This is a genomic window from Flavobacterium rakeshii (assembly GCF_009741375.1).
Taxonomy (GTDB): domain Bacteria; phylum Bacteroidota; class Bacteroidia; order Flavobacteriales; family Flavobacteriaceae; genus Flavobacterium; species Flavobacterium rakeshii.
Genome location: NZ_WOWP01000056.1, coordinates 1 through 26,727, shown reverse-complemented (window position 1 = coordinate 26,727; position 26,727 = coordinate 1). Strand labels below are relative to the sequence as shown.

The following is a 26,727-nucleotide window of genomic DNA, read 5'->3' as shown; positions in this document are numbered from 1 at the left end:
CCATGTTGTAATCCTTTTGACTACGCTTTATGCGTGTAATTGCTTTGTCTTTCATAATAAGTCGAATTTGTGTCAACTTATTTCAGGACGAGACATTACAATAAAAAAAGCCCTGCATTTGCAGGGCTTTTTTTATTCTTTGGTTTTTATTTCCACCTCAGAATCTTTTCCTGAGACATTTACCTTACTCTCGCTGTCACCATCTTTGTTCTCATAACTAACTCCGTCTTTGCTAATGCTTATTGAAGTTCCGTCAGGGTCTTCCTCAGCAGGAGCTGTTGTTGTTGGTTGTGGCGTTGCCGGAGGTGCCGGGTTTTCTACCGGATCCGGTGTTGGTGGTGTCTCTTTTTTGTCCTTACAGGATGCTACAAATAACATAGCCATAATTCCTGATAAAATCATTAATCTTTTCATAATCACTTAGGTATTTAAAAAGGTTACATGATAAAGGTAAGGTTTAAACTGTTAAAAAAGAGGTAAGGTAAACTTAAAGTTTACTGAATAAGTCCTATTTCTTTAGAGTGTTTAATGGCTTCGTGACTGTCTTTAAAGTAGCAGGTGGCAATGTTTAGCGATTCAATATTGTTGAGTGCCTTCTGTGCTTTATCTTTTTTGCTGTGTCCGGTTTGCCTTATGTATACTGCCCTTACCGTTACCGGAAATATTTTACATATATGCTCATACAGGTAAGGGTCATCTTGTGAATCATCTCCTAAAAGGGTATATTCCAAATGCGGATAAAATTCCAGTATGTGTTTTATTTTATCAAACTTATGTCCGTGATTTCCGCGCCCGGTAACAAAAAAGTCCATCAGGCTGGTTTTAATATCCTTTAAAAGAAGTACGGCACGAGGCAGTTCATGAATCTCAGTAAACTTTACAATAAATTTATAAAGGTTCCATTCGCTGCTGGAAACATAAAAAAAAGCATTCTTTTCATCCTTCTTATTACGCCCTGCGGTGCTTAGTGCCTGATAATGGGGAACTACCCCTTCAAAAATCTTACGGTCGTTAATGTTTTTCCATAAAAGAATGTAAAGCTTTTTGAAAAGGTTACGGGTATGCGATATTAAAAACGTGTCATCAATATCAGATATAAAGCCTAAGTTGCCTTCATAAGGTCTTATATAGGTGCCGTGCTCTCTAACTTCTTTTTCTTTGTAAGTGGTACTTACATAGTAGTCATTCCAGCCGTAGCCTACTTCTTCCTTTAGGGGGATGCAAAATTTAAAGTAACCGTCGTCAAGGGTTTTGGTGTGTATTTTTCTGCCGTTATGTTCCAGGTACACATCGGCATTGGCTATGGTCTTTAGCCTGAACATCCTTATGATTGATTTTGCATTCTTAAAGCGCTTCTTTTCAAATTCATAACTGTTGGCTTTGTTGGGTTTAAATACGTGGCCAAAAACTATTAGTTCATCTTCATTGGCATAGCCGCGGTACAATCGTAAAATTGGCTTCATTAAAATTTATGATTTTTGTAAGAAGGTTCGTTGCTGTAAATTAATTAAATTTAATGAAAAAAGAAAATGGAAGCGCAAAAGGAATATTTACTGGTAGTAAATCCCATAGCAGGGGGTAACGATAAAACAGACCTGATAGAGGCTGCCCGTGAATATGCCAAAAATCAGGATGTTTCGCTGCTTGAATATGAAACTACGGGTAAAGATGATGAAAGCAGGATTAAGGAACTTTACGAAAAGCATAAGCCTAAAAGGGTTATGGTAGCAGGGGGTGATGGTTCTGTAAAAATGATAGCTGAAGCCATAGGTCATGAGGATGTGGTGATTGGAGTGCTGCCTGCCGGATCGGCAAACGGACTATCGGTTGACCTGAAATTACCTGAAGACGTTGAGGAGAATCTTGAAATTGCCTTTAACGGTGGCTATATGGAGATGGATATGGTGAGTATTAACGATAAAAAGAGCCTGCATTTAAGTGATATAGGGGTTAATGCCGAACTGATACGTAACTATGAAAACAGTAACCTGCGCGGTAAGTTGGGGTACGTTTTACAGGCATTTAACACCTTAACCGAGCTTCGTGATCCTTTTCACGTGATTATTGAAGCAAACGGAGATACTGTTGAAACTAAGGCACGCATGGTTGTTATTGCTAATACCCAACGCTATGGTACCGGAGTAACCATAAACCCGGTAGGAAAAATGGATGACGGTAAATTTGAGATTGTAATATTAAAAAGCCTTGATGTATTTTTTATAGGGCGTATACTGGCAGGGAAAATGCCTTTGGATAAAAGTGAGGACGTGGAAATCATTTCTACAGATGAAGCTCTTGTAACTACCGATGTTCCTGTGTGTTTCCAGATAGACGGAGAGTTTTGCGGAGAAACAGACCGACTTGATATTAAAATACTACACAGGCAGATGAAGGTTGCAGTACCCGATACTACTTAAACGGATTACGTTGTTTCCATTGTATTTTGGGATCAAAATAAGGAAATAGCCTGCTCATAAAAATATTGAGTAGCGAGTTGTGGTGCTTAATAATGCCATATACCTCTTCGGGATGGGCGCCTACAGAGCTTTTTATCTCCATAGCCGATCGGGCAAAAATTACATGCTTAAATTGTTTTTTTATAGCATAGGCTACCATGTCATACAGCATATTTAGGTAAAGCATTTTTTCTTTTTGTATGGTCTCGTCATAACCTAAAAAATAGGTGTCCATATCACTGTTGTTCTTAATAAGGGTGCTAAACCCTATTAAGGTGTCATTAGAGAAATAGCCATAAAACAAAAACTTGTCTTTTAGCTGTTGCTTAAAAGTGTAAAAATGCCCCTTAGGCAGGAAAAAGGTATTAAACGGAGCGTTTTGTGCTACGGTTAAGTATAGCTCATGGATACGGTTTTCCTGTTCTTTTATTTCTTCTTCGCTAAGTTTTCTTTTCTCTATTCCTTCTGCTTTTTTACGGGCTCGGTTGTATTGTGTTCTGTACTTGGTATTGAGTGCAGCCAGATAATCATCTACCGACTCCCATTCAGGTCTAATATCAAAAATCATGTTGGGCTGTGTACAAAACTGATAGTACTTTTTAAACCCTGCAGCGTTGAAGTCGGGCAGTTCTTTTTTATTAAAATCCTTTACCAGAGTGAGGTTAATAGGAATGCATTTTTTTAGGTACTGTTTTCGCAATTTTTTAAGTGCCTGTTTAAATAATGATAGCGCTACTGTTTCCTCAATGTCGTGGGTTAGGCAATAGGCGTTTTGTCCGGTAAGTTTGTTGTTCCCTAAAATCAGGATGTGTGACGAAAACTTTTTGAACAGATAATCCTTAATGCTGAATTTCTTTTCCTGTTCTTCACCAAAAGTGTTTATCCTGGTAAGGTCTATATATTGGGCTATGGCGATACCGCAAAGTATATCGTTTTTAAACAAACCAATAAAATAACATTCCATGTTTGCGGGCGAAGTGTTTTCCAGTACCGAAAGGTAGTTTTTGGATAGGAAAATGTTTTGTGTAGCAATAGTATCCCATTCACTAGGAAGGGATTGCGCCGATTTGAAAATAGTATAAGAAAATGTGGTGCTCAAAGTGAGGCAAAGAAAATAAAAAAATCTCCCGAAGGAGATTTTTATTGTGTTATATTTTTATTTGGCTACAGGCCATGCGCAAACTATACCCCCTATAATGGTACAGCATACAATCCAGTAGCCTCCGTTAATCAGGATGTACTTAGCACTTCTTCTTTCAAAAAGAGCATTGGTGCCTATAACAGGGAGAGCAAAGAAAAGCCCAGCCATAAAGCCGTGAAGCGCCCCGTGTTTAAAAGTTCTGTAAGCGCTTCCGTAATCAGCCATAAAAGCAGCGAAAGATGGTTTTGCCGAATCAAAAAATTCAGGTCCGCCTACCATGCCCATAGGTCCAAACTGATGGATCACCATAAATTGCAGGATAAATGAGATAAAAAAGGCAAAAAGGATAGCCATACCGAAAATTTTAAACATGTTAGCGCCTTTTGCTTTTTCTTCGGTCATACCTGTTTCTTTCATCCATGCGGTACCAAAAACCTTAGGGTTGTACCAAATGAAACCTACAACAAGAGTAGATAATGCAGCTGCTAAAACTGCAAGCCAGTTAATGTCCATAATTATTTGTTTTAGTGTTTGTAATGGTAAATGTATAATTAATTGGCTTACAAAATATTGTATTGTTAATAATTTTGGTCTTTAAATAAATGATGTAAAAGAAAGTAACCTTCTGTTTTTCAGGTAATCGGGAGTATTTTCGTTAGCATAAGCTTCCCGTTCAAAGCTTATGTTTCTGTAAGCTTTATGCCATTTTTTATGTATAAGTAAGCGTATGAGGAACTCAATACAATACCACAGGTAAAAAGGCAGGATGAACAATTCAAGCTGTTGCCTTAAATGAATTTTTTCATGATTAAGCAAAATTGCATTTTCCCTGTATTCCTCTTTTCTTAAAATAATGAAAGGAAATAGGGTTATTGCAGTATATCCTTTCGGAATTAAATATTTAGATACAATTACCATCATTAAATGTAAAGTTCATAAATTTGCGCGCATGAGTGGGCAAAATTCTGAAAATAAATTAATAGAACGTGAAGATTATTATCTTACACCCGAAGGCTATAAAGTTTTTACCGAAAAGTTTCATTTAAAAAGAGGCTATTGCTGTAAAAACGGCTGTAGGCATTGTGCCTATGGTTACGATAAAAATACCGGAACATTTAAAAAGAAATAAGCACTTGCCTATAACAACAGCTTATGTTGCTAAAGGTAGTAAGAAACGAACACTAACAACTGAATACTGAGACTATGACATTTAAGGAGCAGATACAGGAAGGAATCCCTTCGGTGTTACCACAACCGAAGCCGTATGACCCAACTATTAACCATGCGCCTAAGCGTAAGGAAATACTTTCGGCAGAAGAAAAGAAACTGGCACTACGCAATGCATTACGTTATTTTGAGCCACAGCACCATGCCGAACTGGCCAAGGAATTTGCTGAAGAACTTGAAAAATACGGACGTATTTACATGTACCGTTTACGTCCTGATTACGAAATGTATGCAAGGCCAATTTCAGAATATCCGGGGAAATCAGAGCAGGCAAAAGCCATTATGCTAATGATACAAAATAACCTGGACTATGCTGTGGCACAACACCCTCATGAGCTTATTACCTATGGTGGTAACGGTGCGGTGTTTCAAAACTGGGCACAGTACAGGCTGGTTATGAAATACCTTAGTGAAATGACCGAAGAGCAAACCCTTGTAATGTACTCTGGTCACCCAATGGGACTGTTCCCTTCGCATAAAGATGCGCCAAGGGTAGTAGTTACAAACGGTATGATGATTCCTAACTACTCTAAACCGGATGATTGGGAAAAATTCAATGCGCTTGGTGTTACCCAGTACGGGCAAATGACTGCCGGTAGTTATATGTACATAGGTCCGCAGGGTATTGTTCACGGTACTACTATTACAGTTATGAATGGTGGTAGAAAAATCTCTAAAAACGGAGAAGGTCTTGAAGGAAAAGTATTTGTTACTTCGGGTCTTGGAGGTATGAGTGGTGCTCAGCCAAAAGCAGGTAACATTGCGGGTTGTATTACAGTTTGTGCCGAGGTTAACCCAAAAGCGGTTCATACACGTCATTCTCAGGGATGGGTAGATGAAGTAGTAACCGATACCGATGCTCTTGTGAAAAGAGTACTTGAGGCAAAAGCCAATAAAGAAGTTGTATCTATTGCTTATCAGGGTAATATAGTAGATGTATGGGAGAAATTTGATGAAGAAGATATATATATAGATTTAGGTAGTGACCAAACCTCGCTTCACAATCCGTGGGCGGGAGGATATTACCCGGCCGGAATCAGTTTTGAGGAATCTAACAGGCTTATGGCTGAAGAGCCTGAAACCTTTAGGGAAAAGGTACAGGAAACACTTAGAAGGCATGCTGCAGCAATCAATAAGCACACGGCTAAAGGTACTTATTTCTTTGACTATGGTAATGCGTTCCTGTTAGAGGCTTCGCGTGCCGGAGCCGATATTATGGCAGAAAACGGTATTGATTTTAAATACCCAAGTTATGTACAGGATATAATGGGGCCTATGTGCTTTGATTATGGATTTGGTCCGTTCCGTTGGGTATGTGCTTCAGGAAAACCTGAAGACCTTGCCAAGACCGATGCTATTGCTTTAAATATACTGGAAGAGATGTCTACAACAGCACCTGCTGAAATTAAACAGCAGATGCAGGATAATATTAAATGGATTAAAGGGGCTCAGGAAAACAAACTTGTAGTGGGATCTCAGGCACGTATTCTTTATGCTGATGCAGAAGGAAGGATTAAAATTGCCGAAGCTTTTAACCAGGCAATTGCCAAAGGCGAGATAGGTTATGTTGTTTTAGGACGTGACCACCACGATGTATCGGGTACTGATTCTCCTTACCGTGAAACGTCTAATATTTATGACGGTTCCCGCTTTACAGCTGATATGGCTATCCATAATGTGATAGGCGACAGCTTTAGGGGAGCTACCTGGGTAAGTATCCACAACGGTGGAGGCGTAGGCTGGGGAGAGGTTATAAATGGCGGATTTGGTATGGTTCTTGATGGTTCTAGTGATGCGTCAAGACGTTTAGAATCAATGCTTTTCTGGGATGTTAATAATGGTATTGCAAGAAGAGGATGGGCGAGAAATGAAGGTGCTGTTTTTGCTATTAAACGGGCAATGGAAGTGCAGCCGCTTTTAAAAGTTACTATACCTAATATGGTAGACGACGCATTGTTGGACTAATAATCACAAAACCGGTTATTAGTTTGTGTATTAATGAGAACTATTAACTCTTTGGATTATGAAAACAATAAAATTGCTATCGTTACTGTTTGTTTTGGTCCTTGCAGGTTCATGTAATTCTATTAAAGTAGCTGCTGATTATGATGATGCTGTTGAATTTAATACTTACAGGACGTATGCTTATTTTCAGCCGGGTATAGATAAGGCTGATATATCTGACCTTGACAAGAAAAGGATTCTTCGTGCCATTGATGAGGAGTTTGCCAAAAAAGGATTTACTAAAAGTGAAAATCCTGATTTTATGGTGAACTTTTTTACCAAAGCCCGTAAAGAAGTCAATGTAAACCAGTTTTATGGCGGCTGGGGTTACGGCGGCTGGGGCTGGGGAGGCTATTATGGTTATCCTTGGGGCTGGGGTGGTAACTATACCACTGTTAGCACATCGACTGAAGGTACACTGTATATAGACCTTATAGATGCTAAGAAAAAAGATTTGGTGTGGCAGGGGGTAGGTACCGGAGTTTTAACACTGGACCGTGATAAGAAAGAGGAACGTATAAAAGAATTTGTTTCTAATATACTTGCTCAGTTTCCGCCACAAAAAGATAATAAGAAATAAAAAAGCCGCTCACTGAGCGGCTTTTTAGTTTTATGAAGTAAAGTAATTAGTTCTTTACAATTTTTTGAATTGGTGCTCCGTCTGCAGTTAGGAAATATATTCCGGGTGCAAGGTTAGAAAGATCAATTTGAGTTTCATGGTTCGTAGTGTTTGGAATACTTATTAATTGTTTTCCGGTAACATCGTAGATACCAAACTGATTTACGGAGTTCTCAAATTTTACAGTTATACTGCCATTTGTTGGGTTAGGGTATACTGTGAAGCCATTAAAACTTTCGCGTATTTGAGATTCATCAGATTCTTTTTCTTCTTCATAGTAAGCTGTTCTTGAAGCCGTAGTTGTTACCGTTAATTCAGGTACACAACCTTCTATTTGAGCAAGAAAAACAGCTCCGGTTACTGTATTGAAACCTGGTTGCAGCTCTAAGTAATCTCCAGCCTGATAAGTTACTTCAGCTTGGTTTTGAATTGTGTTTTCAGCTGTAATCCACTGTTCTCTTTGTTCAAAAGAAATGCCGTTCTCTGTTATTACTGCATGGTAACTTGGTAGGCAAAATTCCAGTCCGTTAGGATAACAATCATCAAGAAGATTTTCATAAGTATTACCCGGTGCTACAGCTAAGCAACACCAGTCTGACCAGCTACCACAGTCTTCCGATAATATTCTCCATCTAAAACATTTGTAAGATAGTTCACTTACCACAATGTCTAAGTCAAACTGATTATCAGTTGTAGTTACTGTATATGAAATAGGAGAGATAGGTGCTGGCATGTCAGGACAACAAGTTCCGTCTGCTACAAATTCCAAAGTATAACCGGTAGAAGTATCAGGCCAAGATAATATGCTTCCGTTTACTGTAGCGTCTTCAGGGTTTATACCGAAATTTACATCAGCACCAGGTACAGATGATGAGTCAAAAAGAGTAAGAATATATCCACCATTATTGTTGTTTAGCGTGAAATCGCCAATTAGGTTAAATTCGTAATCTCCGTTAGGATTAGCTCCAAAATCATTTAGGTTTACATTAAAACAAAATGTATTGCCATTAGTTTGGGCATTTGTTAGTGTTGAAACGATGTTTCCATTTTGTGTAATTTCAAGAGTTAGACTTGGAGGGGTGTTACAGTTTTCCGGTAAAATATAGTTTCCGCAAACATTAAAAGATTGATTAGGACAATTGTACTCTACCGGGTTTAACTGTAAAAAACCATAAACAGGATTGTTACATGATGCATCATTTGTAATATTATCAATATATACTGTGCCTAAATGAGCAGAAAGACCACAGTCACTCATTACAAATTCTAAACGGATTTCTTGTCCAACATATTCATCCGGAATAGTTATTCTACCACATTTCCATCCTGTATATTCAATTTCAGTACCTTCTATAATACTGAAAATAGGATTGGTAGGGTCGGCAGTTATACAAAGATTATTATTACTAATAATTTCATCATTTAAATTGTATGCTCTTACAGTAAAGAAAGGTTGAATTGCAGGTTGTGATTGATGAAGGTCCTCTACTATCAATGAGAAATCAAAACTAATAACTGATGAGGTAGTTAAAAAATTTTGTGACATAGTGGCTATTGTGCCTCCTCCGGAATTATTATTCAATTTAAGCGAAAAGTTGCCTGAATTTACAATAGGTACAAATATATTTTGTGCTGCAAGTGTAGCGTCATTCCCGCTGCCTGTAACTAAAGTTGCATTTGAATTAAAATTATTATTTGTTGTGGAGGGAGTTAGTGTACTATATCCATTAGTGTTTGCGTTACATTGAGTTACCTGAAAACCACCATTTTGTACAGTAAAACTGTATCCGGTATAATTGCCTGTTTCAAATCCTCCGTTTTGTAGTGTTTGAGAATATCCGCTAATACAGAGTAATAGCGTGGCTATGGTTGTATATAAGCTTTTCATATTTGTTGTTTTTTTATGTTAAACTTATACTACTCTTTATTTTGTTTCTTAAGCTCTTTTATTTCGGTTTTGAGTTCTTCAATTTGTTTGTTTTGCTCAATAAGATATAGTGTAAGCTCTTCAATTTTTTCAAGTAGCTTAGCATCCATTTGTGCTACATCAAGCCCTTCGGTAACCATTTCTTCTGCCGATGGTACATTAGGCAGGTGTTTGTTTTCTTTAGTGAAAGCTTCTACTTCAGTAAGAGGCATAAGGTTGTAATTATCTGCAAATACATAATCAGCCCAGTTTGCGGTTCCGCTTACAGCTACTTTTACTTTTTCGGTAAGTATACCGTCTTCAACAAATAGTTTGTAACCGGCTGGTGTGCTACTAACAGATCCAATACTTACCAAGCCACTTGGGGTTATTCTCATAAAAGTAGATGAATCATGTCCGAATGCTATTGATGCTGTTGATGAATTGCTAGGAAATGTTATGAAGCCTTGCGCATTTGAGTCGTAGAAAGATTGTATTTTGCTTGTGAAGTTAACAGAGGATTTTGCTTGAATTATACTTAGTCTGTTACTAATTGTTGATGAAACAGAGTTCATGTCGGCGCTAAATGTGGCTAAAGTTTTTGATTCGACTTTAAGATTCATAATTTTTTTTACCTCTAATGGAGCCACAGGTGTGGTTGTACCAATACCAATATTTCCTGTAGTTGACCAAGGAGTATTGTTTTGAGCAAATGCTCCCATTGATAATAGCCCAAAAGCTAAAAGAAATGATTTTTTCATTTTGTAAAAATTTAATGTTAATATTTGGTTTTTGATTTGTACGGGTAATAGAATGCCAGGCGCTTTCTTTAGCTAAAGAGCGCTTTTAATATATTGGCTAATAAGAATGAGTATTACTATAGTAGACTTATATGCTTTTGCTTAGTCTAGGTATGGAAATGTATAGCAGATAAAATGTTGGGAAAAGAAAATGTACTATATGGGGTTATAGTATCTGAAAAGTTTTTGGTTGGTCTTTTCGTTTTAGGCAAGGTTTTTTTAATTTGTGTTTTGTAAATTTATTTTTTTAACATTTTAAAACCTAATCACATTTTAATTTTAACATATGCGTTAAGTGCATATATAAAAAAAGCCGCTCATTGAGCGGCTTTTTAATGCTATTTGTGCAATAATAATTATTTGCTTAAACCAACATTAGTTCTTGTTAAAGGAACTCTTGTATTTACGCCTCTTTCTACATTATCTTCACTTGCGTCATATGTGCTAGTAGCGCCACTAAATTCACCAGTAACAGTTGTGCCGTTAGCTAATGTAATAGTGTATGTAGAAGCTACCTCAGATGTTTCCCCTTCTGCTGCTGCAAATGATACAGAAGAAATATTTAAACTAGCACTCTGTACAGTATCAATATTTTCAACTAATAAGTTGTTGTTGTTTACAACATATGTATTAAGGATGTTCTCAGCTGTGATAGTGTATTCACCAGCAACTGGTAATTCAATAGTAAATGTAGGTTGTCCTGTTGCTTCATCAGTTCCTGTTGGCTCTATTGGCATAGAGAAAGTGATTGTTAGGTAGTTAGGAGTAGTGGCGTCCTCTCCTTCTCCTACTATTTCAACTGAGTTGTAATCCCAAACAATTATATATTCACCTTCTACAGCTGTAGAGTAAACACCTCTAAAACCGAAAATGTTAAAACCAGTTTCGTAGTTAAGACCGTCAACGATGAAAGAGTCGCTAGCTTCAGTAGCTTCTTCAGCAGCAGTGAAAGTAGCAGTTGCGCTAGTTAGATCTTCTAAAGTAGCATAAACTTCATACTCACCTGCTTCAGTAGCTGTGAAAGTGCTTCCTTCAATAGCGTTACCGTTTACATAGAAAGTAGCATCTCCTGTTACATCATCAGATAGGTCAGTAGCAGCTGTAAAGCTAACCTCTCCACCAACTAGGAAATAGTTATTAGAAACAGTGATTGTAAGAACAGTAGCAACTTCTTCAGTTACAGTTACAGTTACGTCTGCACTTGTAAAGTCACCGTTAGTAGCGTGTACTGTATAAGTACCAGCTTCTGTAGCAGTGTAAGTGTTACCTTCAAGAGCTGTGTCGTCTACATAGATAGTTGAAGCTGCAGTAACATCTTCGTTTAGGTTGTTTTTTACTGTAAAGGTAAAAGCGCTACCTAAAGTAACTGTAGATGAACTAGAAGTAAGGGTAATTCCCGTTACTACGTCGCCACCGCCACCGTTATCATTGTTTCCTGAATCATCATCGCTACTACACGATGTAAAAGCTGCTGTAGCTGCAATAGCTAAAAAGCAAAAAAGTTTTTTCATAATGAAAATTTAAAAATTAATTAATGTTTAAGGTTCGTAAAAGTAAAAATAAAACTGAAAACACAGGGCTTTATTGTAATTACAGACTGTTAAAGTTTCGATTTTATTCGAATTTATTTAATATTGGGTTTAATTTTTAGGTATTAGCAATTGATTTTTTTTATATGATAGAAATTAATTGAGAATTTCGTAATTTTACCTCAATTACTAAGACTACTATATTATGAATGCTACTATTGAAAGTAATCCGTTGATAGACAGGTTGCCTAAGCACCTGAAACAGTTTATTAAACCGCAGGATTATGAAGAGTATACTCCCATAAACCAGGCAGTTTGGCGTTATGTTATGCGCAAAAATGTGGATTATCTTAGTAAAGTGGCTCACAGTTCTTATTTAGATGGTCTTAAAAAAACAGGTATTGAGGTAGGCAGCATACCAAGTATGTATGGTATGAACAGGATACTAAAGGAGATAGGATGGGCTGCCGTAGCGGTAGATGGTTTTATTCCGCCTAATGCCTTTATGGAGTTTCAGGCGTATAACGTACTTGTTATAGCTTCTGATATCCGTCAGCTTGAACATATAGAATATACCCCGGCTCCCGATATTATTCATGAAGGGGCAGGACATGCGCCTATTATTGCTAACCCGGAATATGCCGAGTATCTTAGAAGGTTTGGTGAAATTGGCTGTAAGGCTATTTCATCGGCCAGGGATTATGAAATTTATGAGGCTATCAGGCTGTTATCTATTTTAAAGGAGGCAGAAGGTACACCGCAGGACGAAATTGAAGCTGCCGAGAAAAGGGTAGACGAACTTCAAAACGATCTTGGTGAGCTTAGTGAGATGGCGCTTATACGTAACCTGCACTGGTGGACAGTGGAGTACGGACTTATAGGGACGGTTGAAGACCCTAAAATATATGGAGCAGGATTGCTTTCGTCTATTGGGGAAAGTGCCTGGTGTATGACTGATAATGTTACCAAATTACCATACGATATTAATGCTGCTTACCAGAGTTTTGATATTACAAAACCACAGCCGCAACTTTTTGTAACGCCTGATTTTGCTCACTTAAGCCTGGTGCTTGAAGAGTTTGCTAATAAAATGGCTTTACGTACCGGAGGACTTTCGGGAGTTCAAAAACTGATTAACTCTAACGCCTTAGGTACTGTTGAACTTAGTACAGGAGTGCAGATTTCGGGAGTTTTCTCTAATGTTATAGAGAGCGAAGGTAAACCTGTTTACCTGCAATGTACCGGTGGTACAGCGCTTGCTTACAGGGAAAAAGAACTCGTAGGTCATGGTACATCTTACCATGCCGAAGGTTTTGGTAGCCCGGTAGGTAAACTTAAAGGGATTAACCTGGCGATTGAAGATATGAGCCCGCGTGACTTAAAAGCATATGGTGTGTATGAAGGTGAAAGAGTTACTCTTGAATTTGAAGGAGATGTAACTGTAAGCGGTGAAATTATAACCGGAACCAGAAACATACAGGGGAAAATAATCCTGATAAGCTTTAAAGACTGTACTGTTACTCATGGTGATACTGTGTTATTCCAACCGGAATGGGGAACTTATGATATGGCGGTAGGTAAGAAGGTGGTTTCTGCTTTCTCTGGTCCTGCCGATGTGAACAGCTTTGATCTTATTACACATGTGCCTTCAAGCCAAACCATAAAGGCTAGAAAATCGGCAGAGAGACAGGAGCTGGAAGGTTTTTATCAAAATGTTAGAGAGATAAGAGGTGGTGCTACAGGTGATCTTGAAGCTATATTTACCAAAGTGAAAGAGAGTCATCCTAACGACTGGTTGTTATCTGTTGAGGTAGCCGAGCTTTTATATAAAAACAAACAGGAAGAATTGCTTAATAAGGTAGTGCTTCATCTTGACGAGGTGAAGAAAAAACGACCTGAGGTAGCTCACTTAGTTGATGGCGGACTCGAACTTATATTTGAAAAAGAAAAAATTTCCTAATAACAGAAAGGGCGCTTTAAGCGTCCTTTTTTATTGGAATACAATATGTGGGTGCTTTTTCTGTAAAGCTGTAATTTTTTGTTCAAGCTTTGCTAAGAAGGCTTTGTGCTGGTCTGACTCAGGGTTAAAGGATCGGTGTTGAAGTCCTTTTTGTATAGCATCAGCCTCTTTCATGGTTTTAAGAGCATCTTCAGTTATGGTACTCTCGCTAAAACGTTCCCAAATATAATCAATGGCTATTTGGTTAGGGTGTATCATATCTTCTGCGTAAAAACGATAATCTCTTAACTCGTCCATCATAATTTCATACGACGGGAAGTAGCTGATGTTTTTATTGCTTTCCTTTATTATTTCATGAATAGCCGAGATGAGGTTGGCTTTGCTCCATTGGTTTTCGGTAAAGCCGTTTTTAATGTGTCTTACCGGTGAAACGGTAAAAGTAATACTGATAGCAGGATTTACTTTAGTAATATTTTCAATGATGTTTAATAAGGCTTCCTTTATTGCTGAAACAGATAGTAACTCCTTGCTAAATTCCTTTTGAGGTACTTTATGACAATTAGCAACAAGTGAGTTGGTTTTGTTTAAGCGGTAAACCCATGCAGTGCCCAGTGTTAAAATAAGGTGAGAGGCTGTTTTTAGCTTCTGTGAGCTGTTTTTAACTGTGCTGTTAAGGTTTTTCAGTAAACCTTCTTTGCTGTTGTTGCTAAGGTCTGAGTGTGCGTCAAAACAATGCCAGCGCTCATTGTGGAAAAAAATATCGGTTTCGGTGAATTTCTTTTCGTTAAGAGTGTAGTTTATAAACCTGCTTAAGGCGACAGGGTGAAACAATATCCCGAAAGGGTTTATGGAGTTTTGAAATTTAAAGTAATTAAATTTCTCTCCCATATTTACTGCAAAGCAAGAACCCAAAGACACTATCTCAGAATCATAACTAATAGGTGAGTTATTTTTTGAGACAGGTATTTGGGTTCTGAATTGCATATAGATTTGTATTATTTAATAAAATCGGCAGCAGCAGCTAAGGCATCGTTTATACCGTTAACGTTTTTACCACCGGCAGTGGCAAAAAACGGCTGTCCGCCTCCGCCTCCCTGTATATGTTTTCCAAGTTCGCGAACTACCTGCCCGGCATTAAGCCCTTTCTCTGCAACAAGCTCCTTAGAGATGTAGCAGGTTAGCATAGGTTTGTCGTCCTGTGCTGTAGCAAGTAAAATAAACAGGTTGTTGCCTAGGTTACCCAGTTCATAAATAAGATCTTTAGCTCCGGCAGCATCAAGGTCTACCTGTTTCGCCAGGAATTTTACTCCGTTTATTTCCTGTATTTCGGCAGCAAGCTCACCTTTCAGGTTTTTGGCTTTGTCTTTAAGTAAAGCCTCTAGTTGTTTTTTAAGTTTTGCATTCTCATCCTGTAATGAAGCAACAGCTTTAAGGGTATCCTGCGGATTTTTAAGAGCGGCTTTAATTTCGCTAAGGGCATTTTCCTGAGAAGCAAAGTATTCTTTAACCGCTTCGTTAGTAATAGCCTCAATACGGCGTATACCTGCGGCTACAGCACTTTCGCTAACGATTTTAAAGTACCATATATCGGCAGTGTTCTTAACGTGTATACCACCGCAAAGCTCCATGCTTTCGCCAAATTTAATGGCACGTACATTGTCTCCGTACTTTTCACCGAATAAAGCCATGGCACCTTCGTCAATAGCCTGTTGGAACGGTATGCTTCTTCTTTCTATAAGCGGAAGATGCTCCTGTATTCTTGCGTTTACAAAGCCTTCCACCTGTTTAAGTTCCTCATCACTTACTTTTGAAAAGTGAGAGAAGTCAAAACGCAGGTAGTTAGGACTTACTAACGATCCTTTTTGTTCTACATGCGTACCTAAAACAGAACGTAATGCCTGGTGAAGCAGGTGAGTGGCAGAGTGATTACTTGCCGAATCATTACGTAGCTTTTCGTTAACCTGTGCAGTAAATGTACTGTTAATGTTTTCAGGCAGTTTTTTAGTAATATGTAGTATAAGGTTGTTTTCCTTTTTAGTATCGATTACCTCGATAGTTTCATTTGCCGAAACCAGTTTACCTTTATCACCTACCTGACCACCACCTTCAGGATAAAACGGCGTATTGTTAAGTACTATCTGGTAAATGGTGCCGTCTTTTTTAGAATCTACTTTACGGTAACGGGTAACTTTTACCTCGTTCACTAACTGATCGTAGCCTACAAAAGTTTCGGTGTTACCTTCGGTTAATATGGTCCAGTCGGCAGTAGAAACTTCCGATGCTGCTCTCGATCTTGATTTCTGTTCCTGCATTGCAGCTTCAAAACCAGCTTCGTCAAGGCTGTAACCTTTCTCTCTAAGGATAAGGGCTGTTAAGTCGATTGGGAAGCCAAAAGTATCATACAGTTCAAAGGCTTTTTGTCCTGATACCACTTTACCTTGGGTAGAGGTAATAACGTTTTCAAGTAACTGTAATCCCTGGTCTAATGTTCTAAGGAAAGAAGTTTCCTCTTCACGAATTACATTTTGAACCAGTGTTTTTTGTGATTTGATTTCAGGGAAAAATTCACCCATTTGGCTGCTTAAAGTGTCAACCAGTTCAAAAATGAAAGGCTCTTTTTTATTAAGGAAGGTAAATGCGTAACGGATAGCTCTTCTTAATATCCTCCTTATAACATAACCTGCACCATTGTTTGATGGCAGCTGGCCGTCGGCAATGGCAAAAGCCACAGCCCTAACGTGGTCTGCAATAACGCGGATGGCAATGTTTAGCTTTTCATCTTCATTGTTAGCAGCCTTTATAGTATATTTTTTACCTGTAAGGTTTTCTATTTTATTGATAAGCGGAGTAAACACATCAGTGTCGTAGTTAGACTGTACACCCTGTAAAACCATACAAAGACGCTCAAAGCCCATACCTGTATCCACGTGTTGTGCAGGTAGTTTTTCAAGCGAACCGTCGGCCTTACGGTTAAACTCCATAAATACGTTATTCCATATCTCCACAACCTGAGGGTGATCGGCATTTACAAGGTCACGACCTGCTTTTTGTGCTTTTTCCTCTGCAGAACGGATGTCTACGTGTATCTCGCTACATGGTCCGCATGGTCCCTGGTCGCCCATTTCCCAGAAGTTGTCCTTTTTGTTACCCATAAGGATACGGTCTTCAGAGATAAGTTCTTTCCAAATATCATAAGCCTCCTGGTCCATAGGTAGGTTGTCTTCTTTGTTACCTTCAAAAACAGTAACATAAAGTATGTCTTTGTCTATCTTGTATACCTCGGTTAGCAGTTCCCAGGCCCAGTGAATCGCTTCTTTTTTAAAGTAATCGCCAAAGCTCCAGTTACCAAGCATTTCGAACATGGTATGGTGGTAAGTGTCAATACCTACCTCTTCAAGGTCATTGTGTTTACCTGAAACACGAAGACATTTTTGGGTATCGGCTATCCTTTTACTTTTTGGCGTACCGTTGCCTAAAAAGAACTCTTTAAACTGTGCCATCCCCGAGTTATTAAACATAAGGGTTGGGTCGTCTTTAGTTACAATAGGTGCCGACGGAACGATTAAGTGACCTCTGTCTTTAAAAAAATCTAAAAACTGCTTCCTGATATCCTGAGATTTCATGCTTTATGAAAATGTTTTATGTTCATTAAAATTAAAAAAAGGTGCAGTTAGCTCAAAAAAACCACTGCAAAACCGTAACATTTGCTAAATTTGTTCGTTTATCAAAATACGCGATTTTACAACCTTTTATCTAAGGTGCAAAAATAGAATAAATTAGAACATGGCGAAGGTAAAATATTATTACGATACAGAAAATCTGGCATATCGTAAAATTAAACCCAAAAAGGGAAAACGACTTGGTGTTGTGGCGCTTTTTTTAGTGTCTTCGGCACTTTTTGGTTTTTTGGCTTTTGTGGTGCTTTTAAATACCCCGTTTTTTGAAACTCCTAAAGATAAGTTACAAGCACGCGAAATAGAGAATCTTAAGGTGAACTATGAGATAATCAGTAAGCAAATGGAAGAGGCAACTGCCGCGCTTGAGGCTATTGAAGACAGGGATAACGATTTGTACAGGGCTTACTTTAATACATCTGCAATACCCGATGAACAACGTAAAGCCGGTTTTGGTGGGGTTAACCGTTACAAGGAACTGGAAGGATATAATAACTCTGATCTTGTAATTAATACTACAAACAGGCTTGATATACTGCTTAAAGAACTTGCGGTGCAGTCTAAATCGCTTGACGAAATTGCAAAATTGGCTAAAGATAAAGAACAGTTACTTGCTGCCATTCCTGCCATACAGCCTGTAAAGAATGAAGATTTGAGGCACATGGCTTCGGGTTTTGGATACAGGAGTGACCCTTTTACCAAAATAAGGAAATTTCATGCCGGGATGGACTTTTCGGCTAAAACCGGAACACCTATCTATGCAACCGGTGACGGAGTGGTGCAACGTGCCGATAACAGGGCAACCGGATATGGTAATCACATAGTAATTAAACACGGTTTTGGTTATGAGACCCTATATGCTCACCTTAGCAAATACAATGTAAAAGTAGGGCAAAAGGTGAAAAGGGGAGATGTGATAGGTTTTGTGGGTAGTACAGGTAGGTCGGAAGCGCCTCACCTGCATTATGAAGTGCATAAAGGAGGAGAGGTTATTAATCCTATTAATTTCTATTACGGAAACATTTCTGCAAAAGAATACGTTTTAATTTCTAAATTAGCTAATCAGGAAAACCAATCGCTTGACTAATGCATTTAGACCTGCCTGAAAAAAGATACTACAGCATAGGCGAACTCGCCACTGCTTTTAACGTAAACTCATCACTTATACGGTTTTGGGATAAGGAATTTGATGTTCTTAAACCAAAGAAAAATGCCAAAGGCAATAGGATGTTTACACCAGAGGACGTTAAAAACCTACAGCTTATATACCATTTGGTAAAAGAGAGAGGGTTTACTTTAGAAGGAGCGAAGGTGCACTTAAAGGAGGGGCAGAAAAAAACGCTGGATAAGTTTGAGATAATTCGTAAATTAGAGGCTATCAAAACAAGTTTATTAAACATTAAAAACGAACTTTAAAAACAAACATAAATGAAAAAGTGGTTAATTGTTATTGTAGTAATTGCAATTTTAGGAATTTGGAGTGTTTCATCTTATAACGGATTAGTAGCCGTTAGAGCAGATGCTAAAACGGCTTGGTCTAATGTTGAGAGCAGTTATCAAAGAAGAAATGATCTTATTGGTAATTTGGTGAAAACTGTACAGGGAGCTGCCGATTTTGAGAAAACAACATTAACTCAGGTTGTCGAAGCTCGTGCAAAGGCTACAGCTGTAAATGTAGATCCTGCTAATATTACACCCGAACAGTTAGCACAATTCCAACAGGCACAAAACGGAGTATCGGGAGCTTTATCAAGATTACTGGTTTCTGTAGAACGCTATCCTGAATTAAAAGCAAACCAAAATTTCCTGGCATTACAATCTCAACTAGAGGGAACCGAAAACAGGATAAATGTAACACGCGACAGGTATAATGAGGCTGTTAATACTTACGATATTAAAAAACACAAATTTCCGGCAGTAATTTTTGCCAGTCTGTTTGGTTTTGAGGATATGGCTAGATTTAAAGCTGAAGAAGGTGCTGAAAAAGCTCCTGATGTTGAATTTGATTTTAAATAAAATAAAAGATATAGAATGTCTGTAACCGAAGAATTTTTAACACCCGAAGAAGAAAAAGAAATTGTTGATGCGATAGTAACAGCAGAAAAAAACACCTCGGGAGAAATCAGGGTACATATCGAAAATCATTCAGAAAAACCTCCACTCGAAAGAGCTCAGGAGGTTTTTTATCAATTAGGCATGGAGACTACTGCTGCCCGTAATGGAGTTTTGTTTTATGTGGGGGTTAGTGATCATACGTTTGCTATAACTGGTGATGAGGGAATCGATAAGGTTGTTGAGGGAGATTTTTGGAACAGTACTAAGGATTTGGTAATTTCTCACTTTAAAGAAAAAAAATACAAAGACGGTTTGGTACAGGGGATATTAAAGGCAGGTGAGCGCTTAAAAAGTTATTTCCCATATACTGATGATGATGAAAATGAACTGTCTAATGAAATTTCAAAAAGCTAAATGAAACAATTGTTTAAAAATATAATGCTCTTAACTATGCTGCTTTTAAGCAGTATGATTTTTGGGCAAACAGTTAAAATTCCGGAAAAACCCAAATTTATCCCTCCTGTTATTGACAGTACAAAAACACTCTCTAAGGCAGAATACGGAGCTTTGTATGATAAGCTAAAGGTGTATAGCGATACAACTTCTACAGAGCTTTTTGTAATGGTGGTTAATACTACTCAGGGAGAATTACCAGCCCGTTATGCTACTGATATAGGTCATAAATGGGAAATAGGTAAAAAAGGTAAGGATAACGGTATAGTGCTTTTAGTAGCGATACAAGACAGAAAGGTAACTATACAGACAGGTTATGGTACAGAACACTTACTTACTGATGCAGTTGCAAGATTAATTATAGAAAATGAAATTACTCCCGAATTTAAAAAAGGAAATTATTACGCAGGTATAGATAAAGGTACTACTGCAATTATGCAGGTAATGAAGGGGGAGTACAAAGGAGAACCTAAAAGAGAAAAAGGTGTTGGTGGAGGTTTAGTTTTCTTTTTTATATTTTTATTTATCGTTATTATTTCCATACTGTCCCGAAGAGGCGGTGGCGGTGGTGGTCGTGGTAACAGATCCGGAGGCTCTACCTTAGCCGATATAATAATATTGAGCAGCTTAGGTCGTGGCGGTGGCTTTGGTGGTGGTAGTGGTTTTGGAGGAAGTTCCGGAGGCGGCGGTTTTGGTGGCTTTGGCGGCGGCGGCGGCTTTGGCGGCGGCGGCGCTTCAGGGGGCTGGTAAAAATGACTTGACCGAATTTATATATAACAAAAAGAGGCTGCAATTTGCAGCCTCTTTTTGTTTTGGTTATTTATGTTAAATAATTAGATTTAGCACTTAAACCAACCGTGTAAAAATGAAGAAAATTTTGCTTATTGCCTTAATGGCTTCCCTGTCGTTATTTAGTTGTAAATCAATGCTGGTAAAATCCTACGGGATAAAAGATCCTGAATTTGAAAGTAAAGAGGCTATTACTGAATATCTCATTAAAAAAGATATGGATACTACTAATGTGATGGTGTTTAAAGATCTTACAAGTTATGTTACAGCGATAAAGAGAGGAATGAAGATACCTAATGCTATGTTTTTTAACTCGTCAGGAAACTTTGTGAATTATCAGAAAACACCGGAAGATTGTAATGCTAAAGTGAGTGGTTTTATTGGTGATATAAAAGCTATTGACAGCCTAACTGAAGATATATCTTTTAATGTTTTTAAAATGACAGATTTTTTGGTTAAGCCAAATGGTGATAAGATTGAAATAGAAAAAGGATATGATGCTTATGTTTTAATTAACTGGGCATTATATGCAGGTAAGCTTAATGAAGAAAAAGCATTTGACTGGGTTAATCTTTTAAAGCAAAATGAAAAAGACTTTAAGGTGAAGTATTATCTTTTGAACTGCGATTTTCAGGATATGTGGGGTCTTACCGATGAACAGAAAAAAGAAATAGGCTTTACTGTAAAAGGTTAATAAAAAAAGAGGCTGCAAATTGCAGCCTCTTTTTTTTTAAGCATATACTTATTAAAACATCCAAAAACTTCTCCTTCTCTCTTTAGATTCTTTACCGCCAAATTTTTTGATCTTATAGGTAAGAGAAAACATTACGTAACGTTTTAAAACAGTGTTTTCCTGGTCGTAAATAGAGTTAGATGATATGGTTCTTGATGTGCCCAGGTTTTGGTTTAAAATATCGTATACTTTTACCTTAAACAGTAGCTGGTCATTATAAAAGTTATACCCTAAACTGGCATTCCATAAAAAGAAATCTTTTTTAAATCCGTTTGAAAGCTGTGAATTATAGGTGTATCCAAAATCATTGCCAAAAACAAAATGTTTAGGCCAATAACTTGTTGTTTGCAGGTTTACTACATGTGTAAAATTAGACTGCGAGCCAATGTTGAAATTAGTGTAGTCTATTTTACGGTAAGTGTATCTGTATGATGGCGAGATGTTTAATAATTCTCCAAAATCATAATTTACCCCTACTCTTGGAGCAATACGATAAGTGTCAGACTGGTATTGTTCTCCGTTTGTATATCCCTTTCCTTTATCAAGACCTCCGTTTATTCCTATGTTTACTCTAAAAGAGTGTTCGTCTTTTTTAAAAGTCCTGTTAGCGCTTGCTCCAAACCATGAATTATATACTCCCGAAACATTGGTGTAAGTAGTTGTAGTTTTACCGCTTGGGTCTATTATTGAATTATTAACTATATCACTGGTAGTGAAATTACCCCCGGCATAAATGTTGTAGCCCGATTTTGTAGAAAAATCATAATTACCAAAGGATAAATAGAAATTATGGTATTTATTAGGGTCAAGGTCAGGGTTTCCTGTTGTAGTATAAAGAGCATTGCTTAGGTCTTCTACCGGTAGTACCTGGCTTGCCTGTGGGAACCAAACATCATAAGTATAATTTGCATATAAGTACTTTGACTGGCCTAACCTGTAATTACCATAAAAGTTTGCTGTAGGGTATATATAAGTTTTGTTTAGGCTGTAATTAGTGCCCATATAACTGGAAAAGTTATCAAACTGGGAAACAGATGTACCTGCGTTAAAATTAAGCGAGTATTTGTTTTTGTTAATGATAATTCCTGCAGAAGGCGTTACCGTGTTAGTTGTTGAAGAAAGGTAATTTGTCAATGCATCGTTAGCTATAGAGAAATCACCTGTTACATCGTTAAAGTCAAAACCTTCTCTGTCTTCAATTTGCTGATTACTGGTGTATTCTGTTCCGATTGTTATTTTAAGAGAATCGGTTACAGGTTCAGAGTATCTTGCACTAAGTCTGTAGTTGTCAACAGCCCTTCTGTTGTATCTAACCTGGTTTCTTATATCTGATGTTGTATTGCCATCTTCATAAAAATAAGTTTCAGATTGGTTGTAGTTAGCGCCTTCACTCTTATTGTTTTCGTTAGAAAGGGATATGCTTATACCTCGGCCTTTATGCCTGAAGGCTTTATGGTAGTCAAGGTTACTCTCAAAGTTGTCTGTGTCGGTTTCTGAAAATGTAGTTCCGGTACTCTCATTAATTAAAACGTCATCCTGGTTAACGGTTGTTTGAGATGAGGTGTTTCGGTTTTTAGAATTGTTTTTGGTGAATTTAGGACTGTAGTTAATTGTTGAGGTTGAATCTATTTTATATTCAAACTGTGTATTTACATTATGAGCATATTGATCACTCTCACCTCTGGAAATGGAATTGGTGATATTCTTCTTGTCTATGCCTGTACCATCATCCGGTAAAAACAATTCCATACGGGTTCTGTTTTCATTTTCATTATTGGCGCTGGTATAAAAGTAGTTTATGTTAGAGTCGAGCTTTTTAAACCATGTGTCTGAAAAACTAATACCTACCATGTTTGATTTTGTTATACCTGATCCGCCTCCAAACTGCACACCGTTAATATTAAAACCTCCGTTTCCGCTGTAATATATATTACTGTTACGCCCGCCTCTCATATTGTCGAAAATTTCATCCATGGAGAAGCCGGTAGAATTAATGTTATTTGAAGAAGCAAGTACGCTTAATCGTTGCTTGTCTTTAAAGTAGTTAAAGAGAAGGCTGCTTTCATAGCGGTCGTCGCTACCGTACCCTGCCATAGCTTTCCCAAAAATACCTTTATTTTTGTCTTCATCTATAGTAAGATTGATACTGGCATTGTTCCCGCTGGCTTTTTCGCCAGACAGTTCTTCTTCTTTAGTTTTTGTATCGGTAACCTGAACTTTATTGATAATCTCCGATGGTAAGTTTTGAAGTGCTATTTTACCATCTTTATCAAAAAACGGTTTACCATTCACTAATATCTGGTTAACTTCCTTACCGTTTACAGTTATTTTGCCTTCATCATCAATTTCTACTCCGGGTAATTGTTTTAAAAGCTCCTGTACATTGGCATCGGGCCTTACTTTAAAGGATGAGGCATTAAATTCGAGCGTGTCTGATTTTATCCTGATAGGAGGTACCTCTCCTTTAATAACCACTTCGCTAAGTTCGGTAGCGTTATCTTTAAGGACAATGGTGCCAAAATCATCGTCTGCTTTAAGAATTTCAAAACGCTTAGTGTAGCTGGCCATTCCGATAAAGGAAATTTTCAGGTAAACGGGATCATCAATTTTTCGGGTTTTCATTTCCCACGATCCATTCTTTTTAGTAATAGTGTAGTCTACTACTGTTGAATCTTTTACAGAGGTTAAATAAACCGTTGCCGATTCCAAGGGAAAGTTCGTGTCGTCAGTAACAACTCCTTTAAGGGTTATACTTTGGGCAAAACAAAATGTTGAGAACATTAAAAATAAAAAGAGGAGTAAGGAACTCTTTTTCATAGCGATAAAAAAAATTAGCTGGTTAGTAAGGTATGTCTTATTAAACAGCTAATTAATGATTTTAGTATGTTAAAAGCAAGGAAAACTTTATTTCTGTCGGAAATAGATGTCTATTGGTACGCCTGAAAAGTCATAATTTTCCCTTAACTTATTCTCTATAAAGCGTCTGTAAGGTTCTTTTACATATTGTGGTAAGTTACAGAAAAACACAAACTGCGGAGTTGGAGTAGGTAACTGCATGCAGTATTTAATTTTAATGTATTTACCTTTTAATGCCGGTGGTGGGTTGTTCTCTATAATAGGTAACATTAGTTCGTTTAGCTTAGAGGTAGCAACACGCTGCTTTCTGTTTTCAAATACCTGTACGGCAGTTTCAAGAGCTTTAAGCAAACGCTGCTTTGTTAAAGCAGAAACAAACAGAATTGGCACGTCGTTAAAAGGCTGAAGTTCTTCGCGTATTCTTTTTTCGTAATCGCGTGTACTCATAGTGTCTTTCTCTATAAGATCCCATTTGTTTACAAGGATTACAACACCTTTGCGGTTTTTTTCTGCCAGCCAGAAAATGCTCTGATCCTGACCTTCAAAACCGCGGGTAGCATCTATCATTAGTATACAGATGTCACTGTGCTCAATAGCCCTTACCGATCGCATTACCGAATAAAACTCAAGGTCTTCCTTAACCTTAGCCTTACGGCGTATACCTGCCGTGTCTACAAGGTTGAATTCAAAACCGAAACGGTTGTATTTTGTGTCGATAGCATCGCGGGTAGTACCGGCAATATCTGTAACTATATATCTGTCTTCACCAATAAGTGCATTGATAAAAGATGATTTTCCTGCATTTGGACGTCCTACAACGGCAAAGCGTGGTAATGCCTCTTCTTCCTCAACTTCTTCCGGTTCCGGTAAAAGGTCGGTTAAGGCATCCAGAAGCTCTCCCGTGCCCGATCCGCTCATACCTGCAATGGTATAGTAATCACCAAGCCCCAGGTTGTAAAACTCAATAGCATCGTCAACACGCATAGCGTTGTCTACTTTGTTAACAGCAAGAAGTACCGGTTTAGTAACCTTACGTAAAAGTTTGGCAACTTCATCATCCATAGGAGTGATACCGTCTTCTACATCTACAACAAATATAATAACATCGGCCTCATCAATAGCAAGTTCTACCTGACGACGTATTTCTCCTTCAAAAATATCGTCAGAACCTTTAATGTAACCTCCTGTATCTATTACAGAAAACTCTTTTCCGTTCCATTCGCTTTTTCCGTAATTTCTGTCACGCGTTACCCCGCTAACAGAATCTACGATAGCTTCCCTGCGCTGTATCAGTCGGTTAAAAAAAGTAGATTTCCCTACGTTTGGTCTACCTACTATGGCTACGATATTGTTCATTTCGTTGTTTTAAATTTTTTGCAAAAGTACACATAAACTGCTTAAATTACTAAACAGCCTGTAACTTAGTTTTTTTGTGATATTTTGACTTGCTGTTTTATTTTTGATTGTACCCGAAACGTTTAAGCTGGAACGGGTTAGAACGCCAGTTTTTGTTCACTTTTACAAAGGTTTCAAGGTGGATTTTTTTACCAAAGAATTTTTCCAGCTCTTCTCTTGCCTGTATTCCTACCTTTTTAATAGCTGCTCCTTTGTTACCTATAATAATACCTTTTTGAGTGTCGCGCTCTACCATGATAACAGCTCTTATCCTGATGATGTCGTCATCTTCAATAAACTCCTCGGTCTCAATTTCTACCGAATACGGAATTTCCTTATCATAATTTAAAAGGATTTTTTCGCGTATGGTTTCGTTTACAAAGAAACGCTCCGGCTTATCGGTAAGTGCATCTTTAGGGTAATAGGGAGGAGAATCGGGTAGTAATTCAATAATTCTGTTGAATACTTCTTTCACGTTGAAATTCTCCAGTGCCGATATAGGATAGATTTCGGCATTTGGTACTTTCTCTTTCCAGAGTGTTACCTGTTCTTCCAGTTGTTCCTGAGAAGATTTGTCTATTTTATTAAGCAGCAGTAATATCGGGATTTTTGCATGTATGATTCTCTTAAAGAAAGCTTCGTCCTTAAGGTCTTTTTCGCCTACTTCAACCATATAGATAAGTACATCGGCATCTTCAAAGGCCGATTTTACAAAGTCCATCATGGATGTTTGCAGTTCGTAAGCGGGTTTAATGATTCCCGGGGTGTCTGATAAGACAACCTGGAAGTCTTCTCCGTTCACAATGCCAAGTATACGGTGGCGGGTAGTTTGTGCTTTAGAGGTTATAATAGATAGGCGTTCGCCTACAAAGGCGTTCATAAGGGTAGATTTCCCTACATTAGGGTTCCCTATAATGTTTACAAAGCCTGCTTTATGTGACATATAAAAAAAGTTATGCTGCAAAGGTAGTCATATCAGCGCAATAGAAGAAATAAAAAGATTTTTGTGTGTTTTTCTTGTAGTTCTGTATAATGGTTGTATATTTGCACCCGAAACATCGCGGGATAGAGCAGTAGGTAGCTCGTCGGGCTCATAACCCGAAGGTCACTGGTTCGAGTCCAGTTCCCGC

The 26,727-nt window shown here is 37.9% G+C and carries 24 protein-coding genes; 11 read left to right on the top strand and 13 right to left on the bottom strand.

What is annotated here, in order from left to right; all coding sequences use genetic code 11:
• Positions 1–132 precede the first annotated feature (132 nt).
• Together GN157_RS14475 and GN157_RS14470 are read right to left on the bottom strand one after the other, a co-directional pair.
• Positions 133–414: a hypothetical protein gene (locus GN157_RS14475; protein WP_157484221.1), complete on the bottom strand. Its 282-nt coding sequence runs from the start codon at positions 412–414 to the stop codon at positions 133–135.
• 80 nt (positions 415–494) lie between these two features.
• Positions 495–1,463 carry an App1 family protein gene (locus GN157_RS14470; RefSeq protein ID WP_157484220.1) on the bottom strand — a complete coding sequence of 323 codons (969 nt, stop codon included), beginning with the start codon at positions 1,461–1,463 and terminating at the stop codon, positions 495–497.
• 66 nt (positions 1,464–1,529) lie between these two features.
• On the opposite strand from GN157_RS14470, the gene GN157_RS14465 reads away from it, so the two are divergent.
• On the top strand, positions 1,530–2,417 hold the full coding sequence (locus GN157_RS14465; protein WP_157484219.1) for a diacylglycerol/lipid kinase family protein: 888 nt from the start codon (positions 1,530–1,532) through the stop codon (positions 2,415–2,417).
• Here GN157_RS14465 and GN157_RS14460 read toward each other — a convergent pair.
• From GN157_RS14460 to GN157_RS14450, 3 genes are all read right to left on the bottom strand, one after another.
• Positions 2,410–3,555 (bottom strand): peptidogalycan biosysnthesis protein, encoded by a 1,146-nt coding sequence (locus GN157_RS14460; protein WP_157484218.1) that lies wholly within the window; start codon positions 3,553–3,555, stop codon positions 2,410–2,412. The two genes, GN157_RS14465 and GN157_RS14460, sit on opposite strands and share 8 nt — an antisense overlap.
• Before the next feature lie 57 nt (positions 3,556–3,612).
• Positions 3,613–4,110 carry a DUF1761 domain-containing protein gene (locus GN157_RS14455; protein ID WP_035135945.1) on the bottom strand — a complete coding sequence of 166 codons (498 nt, stop codon included), beginning with the start codon at positions 4,108–4,110 and terminating at the stop codon, positions 3,613–3,615.
• Positions 4,111–4,191: 81 nt separating this feature from the next.
• A complete protein-coding gene (locus GN157_RS14450; RefSeq protein WP_197429465.1) occupies positions 4,192–4,515 on the bottom strand; it encodes a hypothetical protein in 324 nt (107 codons plus the stop codon).
• Positions 4,516–4,546: 31 nt separating this feature from the next.
• On the opposite strand from GN157_RS14450, the gene GN157_RS14445 reads away from it, so the two are divergent.
• From GN157_RS14445 to GN157_RS14435, 3 genes are all read left to right on the top strand, one after another.
• Positions 4,547–4,726, top strand: a complete 180-nt coding sequence (locus tag GN157_RS14445; RefSeq protein WP_157484216.1) for a DUF5522 domain-containing protein — start codon at positions 4,547–4,549, stop codon at positions 4,724–4,726.
• A 74-nt stretch (positions 4,727–4,800) separates the two neighbouring features.
• On the top strand, positions 4,801–6,789 hold the full coding sequence (locus GN157_RS14440; protein WP_157484215.1) for a urocanate hydratase: 1,989 nt from the start codon (positions 4,801–4,803) through the stop codon (positions 6,787–6,789).
• A gap of 58 nt (positions 6,790–6,847) precedes the next feature.
• A complete protein-coding gene (locus tag GN157_RS14435) occupies positions 6,848–7,408 on the top strand; it encodes a DUF4136 domain-containing protein (protein WP_157484214.1) in 561 nt (186 codons plus the stop codon).
• Between the two features lie 46 nt (positions 7,409–7,454).
• Here the strand turns inward: GN157_RS14435 and GN157_RS14430 are convergent, their stop codons facing one another.
• The 3 genes from GN157_RS14430 to GN157_RS14420 form a co-directional block, all read right to left on the bottom strand.
• Positions 7,455–9,335: a T9SS type A sorting domain-containing protein gene (locus tag GN157_RS14430; protein ID WP_157484213.1), complete on the bottom strand. Its 1,881-nt coding sequence runs from the start codon at positions 9,333–9,335 to the stop codon at positions 7,455–7,457.
• Between the two features lie 29 nt (positions 9,336–9,364).
• The gene (locus GN157_RS14425; protein WP_157484212.1) at positions 9,365–10,114 is read right to left on the bottom strand and encodes a hypothetical protein; all 750 of its coding nucleotides are present in this window, start codon (positions 10,112–10,114) and stop codon (positions 9,365–9,367) included.
• 395 nt (positions 10,115–10,509) lie between these two features.
• Positions 10,510–11,664 carry a hypothetical protein gene (locus GN157_RS14420; protein ID WP_157484211.1) on the bottom strand — a complete coding sequence of 385 codons (1,155 nt, stop codon included), beginning with the start codon at positions 11,662–11,664 and terminating at the stop codon, positions 10,510–10,512.
• 223 nt (positions 11,665–11,887) lie between these two features.
• On the opposite strand from GN157_RS14420, the gene GN157_RS14415 reads away from it, so the two are divergent.
• Complete coding sequence (locus GN157_RS14415) at positions 11,888–13,642, top strand: aromatic amino acid hydroxylase (RefSeq protein ID WP_157484210.1); 1,755 nt, start codon at positions 11,888–11,890, stop codon at positions 13,640–13,642.
• A gap of 30 nt (positions 13,643–13,672) precedes the next feature.
• Here the strand turns inward: GN157_RS14415 and GN157_RS14410 are convergent, their stop codons facing one another.
• On the bottom strand, positions 13,673–14,626 hold the full coding sequence (locus GN157_RS14410) for a GSCFA domain-containing protein (protein WP_157484209.1): 954 nt from the start codon (positions 14,624–14,626) through the stop codon (positions 13,673–13,675).
• A gap of 11 nt (positions 14,627–14,637) precedes the next feature.
• On the bottom strand, positions 14,638–17,265 hold the full coding sequence (alaS, locus tag GN157_RS14405) for an alanine--tRNA ligase (protein ID WP_157484208.1): 2,628 nt from the start codon (positions 17,263–17,265) through the stop codon (positions 14,638–14,640).
• Between the two features lie 160 nt (positions 17,266–17,425).
• Here alaS and GN157_RS14400 point away from each other — a divergent pair, with 160 nt between their 5' ends.
• From GN157_RS14400 to GN157_RS14375, 6 genes are all read left to right on the top strand, one after another.
• On the top strand, positions 17,426–18,403 hold the full coding sequence (locus tag GN157_RS14400; RefSeq protein ID WP_157484207.1) for a M23 family metallopeptidase: 978 nt from the start codon (positions 17,426–17,428) through the stop codon (positions 18,401–18,403).
• Positions 18,403–18,732, top strand: a complete 330-nt coding sequence (locus GN157_RS14395; RefSeq protein WP_035135955.1) for a MerR family transcriptional regulator — start codon at positions 18,403–18,405, stop codon at positions 18,730–18,732. The genes GN157_RS14400 and GN157_RS14395 overlap by 1 nt, the downstream gene beginning before the upstream one ends.
• A 12-nt stretch (positions 18,733–18,744) precedes the next feature.
• Positions 18,745–19,332 (top strand): LemA family protein, encoded by a 588-nt coding sequence (locus tag GN157_RS14390; protein ID WP_157484206.1) that lies wholly within the window; start codon positions 18,745–18,747, stop codon positions 19,330–19,332.
• 15 nt (positions 19,333–19,347) lie between these two features.
• Positions 19,348–19,785 carry a TPM domain-containing protein gene (locus GN157_RS14385; RefSeq protein ID WP_157484205.1) on the top strand — a complete coding sequence of 146 codons (438 nt, stop codon included), beginning with the start codon at positions 19,348–19,350 and terminating at the stop codon, positions 19,783–19,785.
• Entirely contained in the window at positions 19,786–20,574 is a 789-nt protein-coding gene (locus GN157_RS14380) for a TPM domain-containing protein (RefSeq protein WP_157484204.1), read from the top strand.
• A 115-nt stretch (positions 20,575–20,689) separates the two neighbouring features.
• Positions 20,690–21,307: a hypothetical protein gene (locus GN157_RS14375; RefSeq protein WP_157484203.1), complete on the top strand. Its 618-nt coding sequence runs from the start codon at positions 20,690–20,692 to the stop codon at positions 21,305–21,307.
• Positions 21,308–21,358: 51 nt separating this feature from the next.
• On the opposite strand, the gene GN157_RS14370 is transcribed toward GN157_RS14375, so the two are convergent.
• The 3 genes from GN157_RS14370 to era all read right to left on the bottom strand — a co-directional run bounded on the left by GN157_RS14370 (position 21,359) and on the right by era (position 26,540).
• A complete protein-coding gene (locus GN157_RS14370; RefSeq protein WP_157484202.1) occupies positions 21,359–24,163 on the bottom strand; it encodes an outer membrane beta-barrel protein in 2,805 nt (934 codons plus the stop codon).
• A gap of 87 nt (positions 24,164–24,250) precedes the next feature.
• Complete coding sequence (gene der / locus GN157_RS14365) at positions 24,251–25,558, bottom strand: ribosome biogenesis GTPase Der (RefSeq protein ID WP_157484201.1); 1,308 nt, start codon at positions 25,556–25,558, stop codon at positions 24,251–24,253.
• 97 nt (positions 25,559–25,655) lie between these two features.
• The gene (era, locus tag GN157_RS14360; RefSeq protein WP_157484200.1) at positions 25,656–26,540 is read right to left on the bottom strand and encodes a GTPase Era; all 885 of its coding nucleotides are present in this window, start codon (positions 26,538–26,540) and stop codon (positions 25,656–25,658) included.
• Between the last annotated feature and the right edge of the window lie 187 nt (positions 26,541–26,727).

What these genes read in the sequence shown, in the direction of transcription:
- GN157_RS14475 (WP_157484221.1), bottom strand. Translation starts at nt 414, where the DNA reads ATGAAAAGATTAATGATTTTATCAGGAATTATGGCTATGTTATTTGTA.
- GN157_RS14470 (WP_157484220.1), bottom strand. Translation starts at nt 1,463, where the DNA reads ATGAAGCCAATTTTACGATTGTACCGCGGCTATGCCAATGAAGATGAA.
- GN157_RS14465 (WP_157484219.1), top strand. Translation starts at nt 1,530, where the DNA reads ATGGAAGCGCAAAAGGAATATTTACTGGTAGTAAATCCCATAGCAGGG.
- GN157_RS14455 (WP_035135945.1), bottom strand. Translation starts at nt 4,110, where the DNA reads ATGGACATTAACTGGCTTGCAGTTTTAGCAGCTGCATTATCTACTCTT.
- GN157_RS14450 (WP_197429465.1), bottom strand. Translation starts at nt 4,515, where the DNA reads ATGGTAATTGTATCTAAATATTTAATTCCGAAAGGATATACTGCAATA.
- GN157_RS14445 (WP_157484216.1), top strand. Translation starts at nt 4,547, where the DNA reads ATGAGTGGGCAAAATTCTGAAAATAAATTAATAGAACGTGAAGATTAT.
- GN157_RS14440 (WP_157484215.1), top strand. Translation starts at nt 4,801, where the DNA reads ATGACATTTAAGGAGCAGATACAGGAAGGAATCCCTTCGGTGTTACCA.
- GN157_RS14435 (WP_157484214.1), top strand. Translation starts at nt 6,848, where the DNA reads ATGAAAACAATAAAATTGCTATCGTTACTGTTTGTTTTGGTCCTTGCA.
- GN157_RS14430 (WP_157484213.1), bottom strand. Translation starts at nt 9,335, where the DNA reads ATGAAAAGCTTATATACAACCATAGCCACGCTATTACTCTGTATTAGC.
- GN157_RS14425 (WP_157484212.1), bottom strand. Translation starts at nt 10,114, where the DNA reads ATGAAAAAATCATTTCTTTTAGCTTTTGGGCTATTATCAATGGGAGCA.
- GN157_RS14420 (WP_157484211.1), bottom strand. Translation starts at nt 11,664, where the DNA reads ATGAAAAAACTTTTTTGCTTTTTAGCTATTGCAGCTACAGCAGCTTTT.
- GN157_RS14415 (WP_157484210.1), top strand. Translation starts at nt 11,888, where the DNA reads ATGAATGCTACTATTGAAAGTAATCCGTTGATAGACAGGTTGCCTAAG.
- GN157_RS14410 (WP_157484209.1), bottom strand. Translation starts at nt 14,626, where the DNA reads ATGCAATTCAGAACCCAAATACCTGTCTCAAAAAATAACTCACCTATT.
- alaS (WP_157484208.1), bottom strand. Translation starts at nt 17,265, where the DNA reads ATGAAATCTCAGGATATCAGGAAGCAGTTTTTAGATTTTTTTAAAGAC.
- GN157_RS14400 (WP_157484207.1), top strand. Translation starts at nt 17,426, where the DNA reads ATGGCGAAGGTAAAATATTATTACGATACAGAAAATCTGGCATATCGT.
- GN157_RS14395 (WP_035135955.1), top strand. Translation starts at nt 18,403, where the DNA reads ATGCATTTAGACCTGCCTGAAAAAAGATACTACAGCATAGGCGAACTC.
- GN157_RS14390 (WP_157484206.1), top strand. Translation starts at nt 18,745, where the DNA reads ATGAAAAAGTGGTTAATTGTTATTGTAGTAATTGCAATTTTAGGAATT.
- GN157_RS14385 (WP_157484205.1), top strand. Translation starts at nt 19,348, where the DNA reads ATGTCTGTAACCGAAGAATTTTTAACACCCGAAGAAGAAAAAGAAATT.
- GN157_RS14380 (WP_157484204.1), top strand. Translation starts at nt 19,786, where the DNA reads ATGAAACAATTGTTTAAAAATATAATGCTCTTAACTATGCTGCTTTTA.
- GN157_RS14375 (WP_157484203.1), top strand. Translation starts at nt 20,690, where the DNA reads ATGAAGAAAATTTTGCTTATTGCCTTAATGGCTTCCCTGTCGTTATTT.
- GN157_RS14370 (WP_157484202.1), bottom strand. Translation starts at nt 24,163, where the DNA reads ATGAAAAAGAGTTCCTTACTCCTCTTTTTATTTTTAATGTTCTCAACA.
- der (WP_157484201.1), bottom strand. Translation starts at nt 25,558, where the DNA reads ATGAACAATATCGTAGCCATAGTAGGTAGACCAAACGTAGGGAAATCT.
- era (WP_157484200.1), bottom strand. Translation starts at nt 26,540, where the DNA reads ATGTCACATAAAGCAGGCTTTGTAAACATTATAGGGAACCCTAATGTA.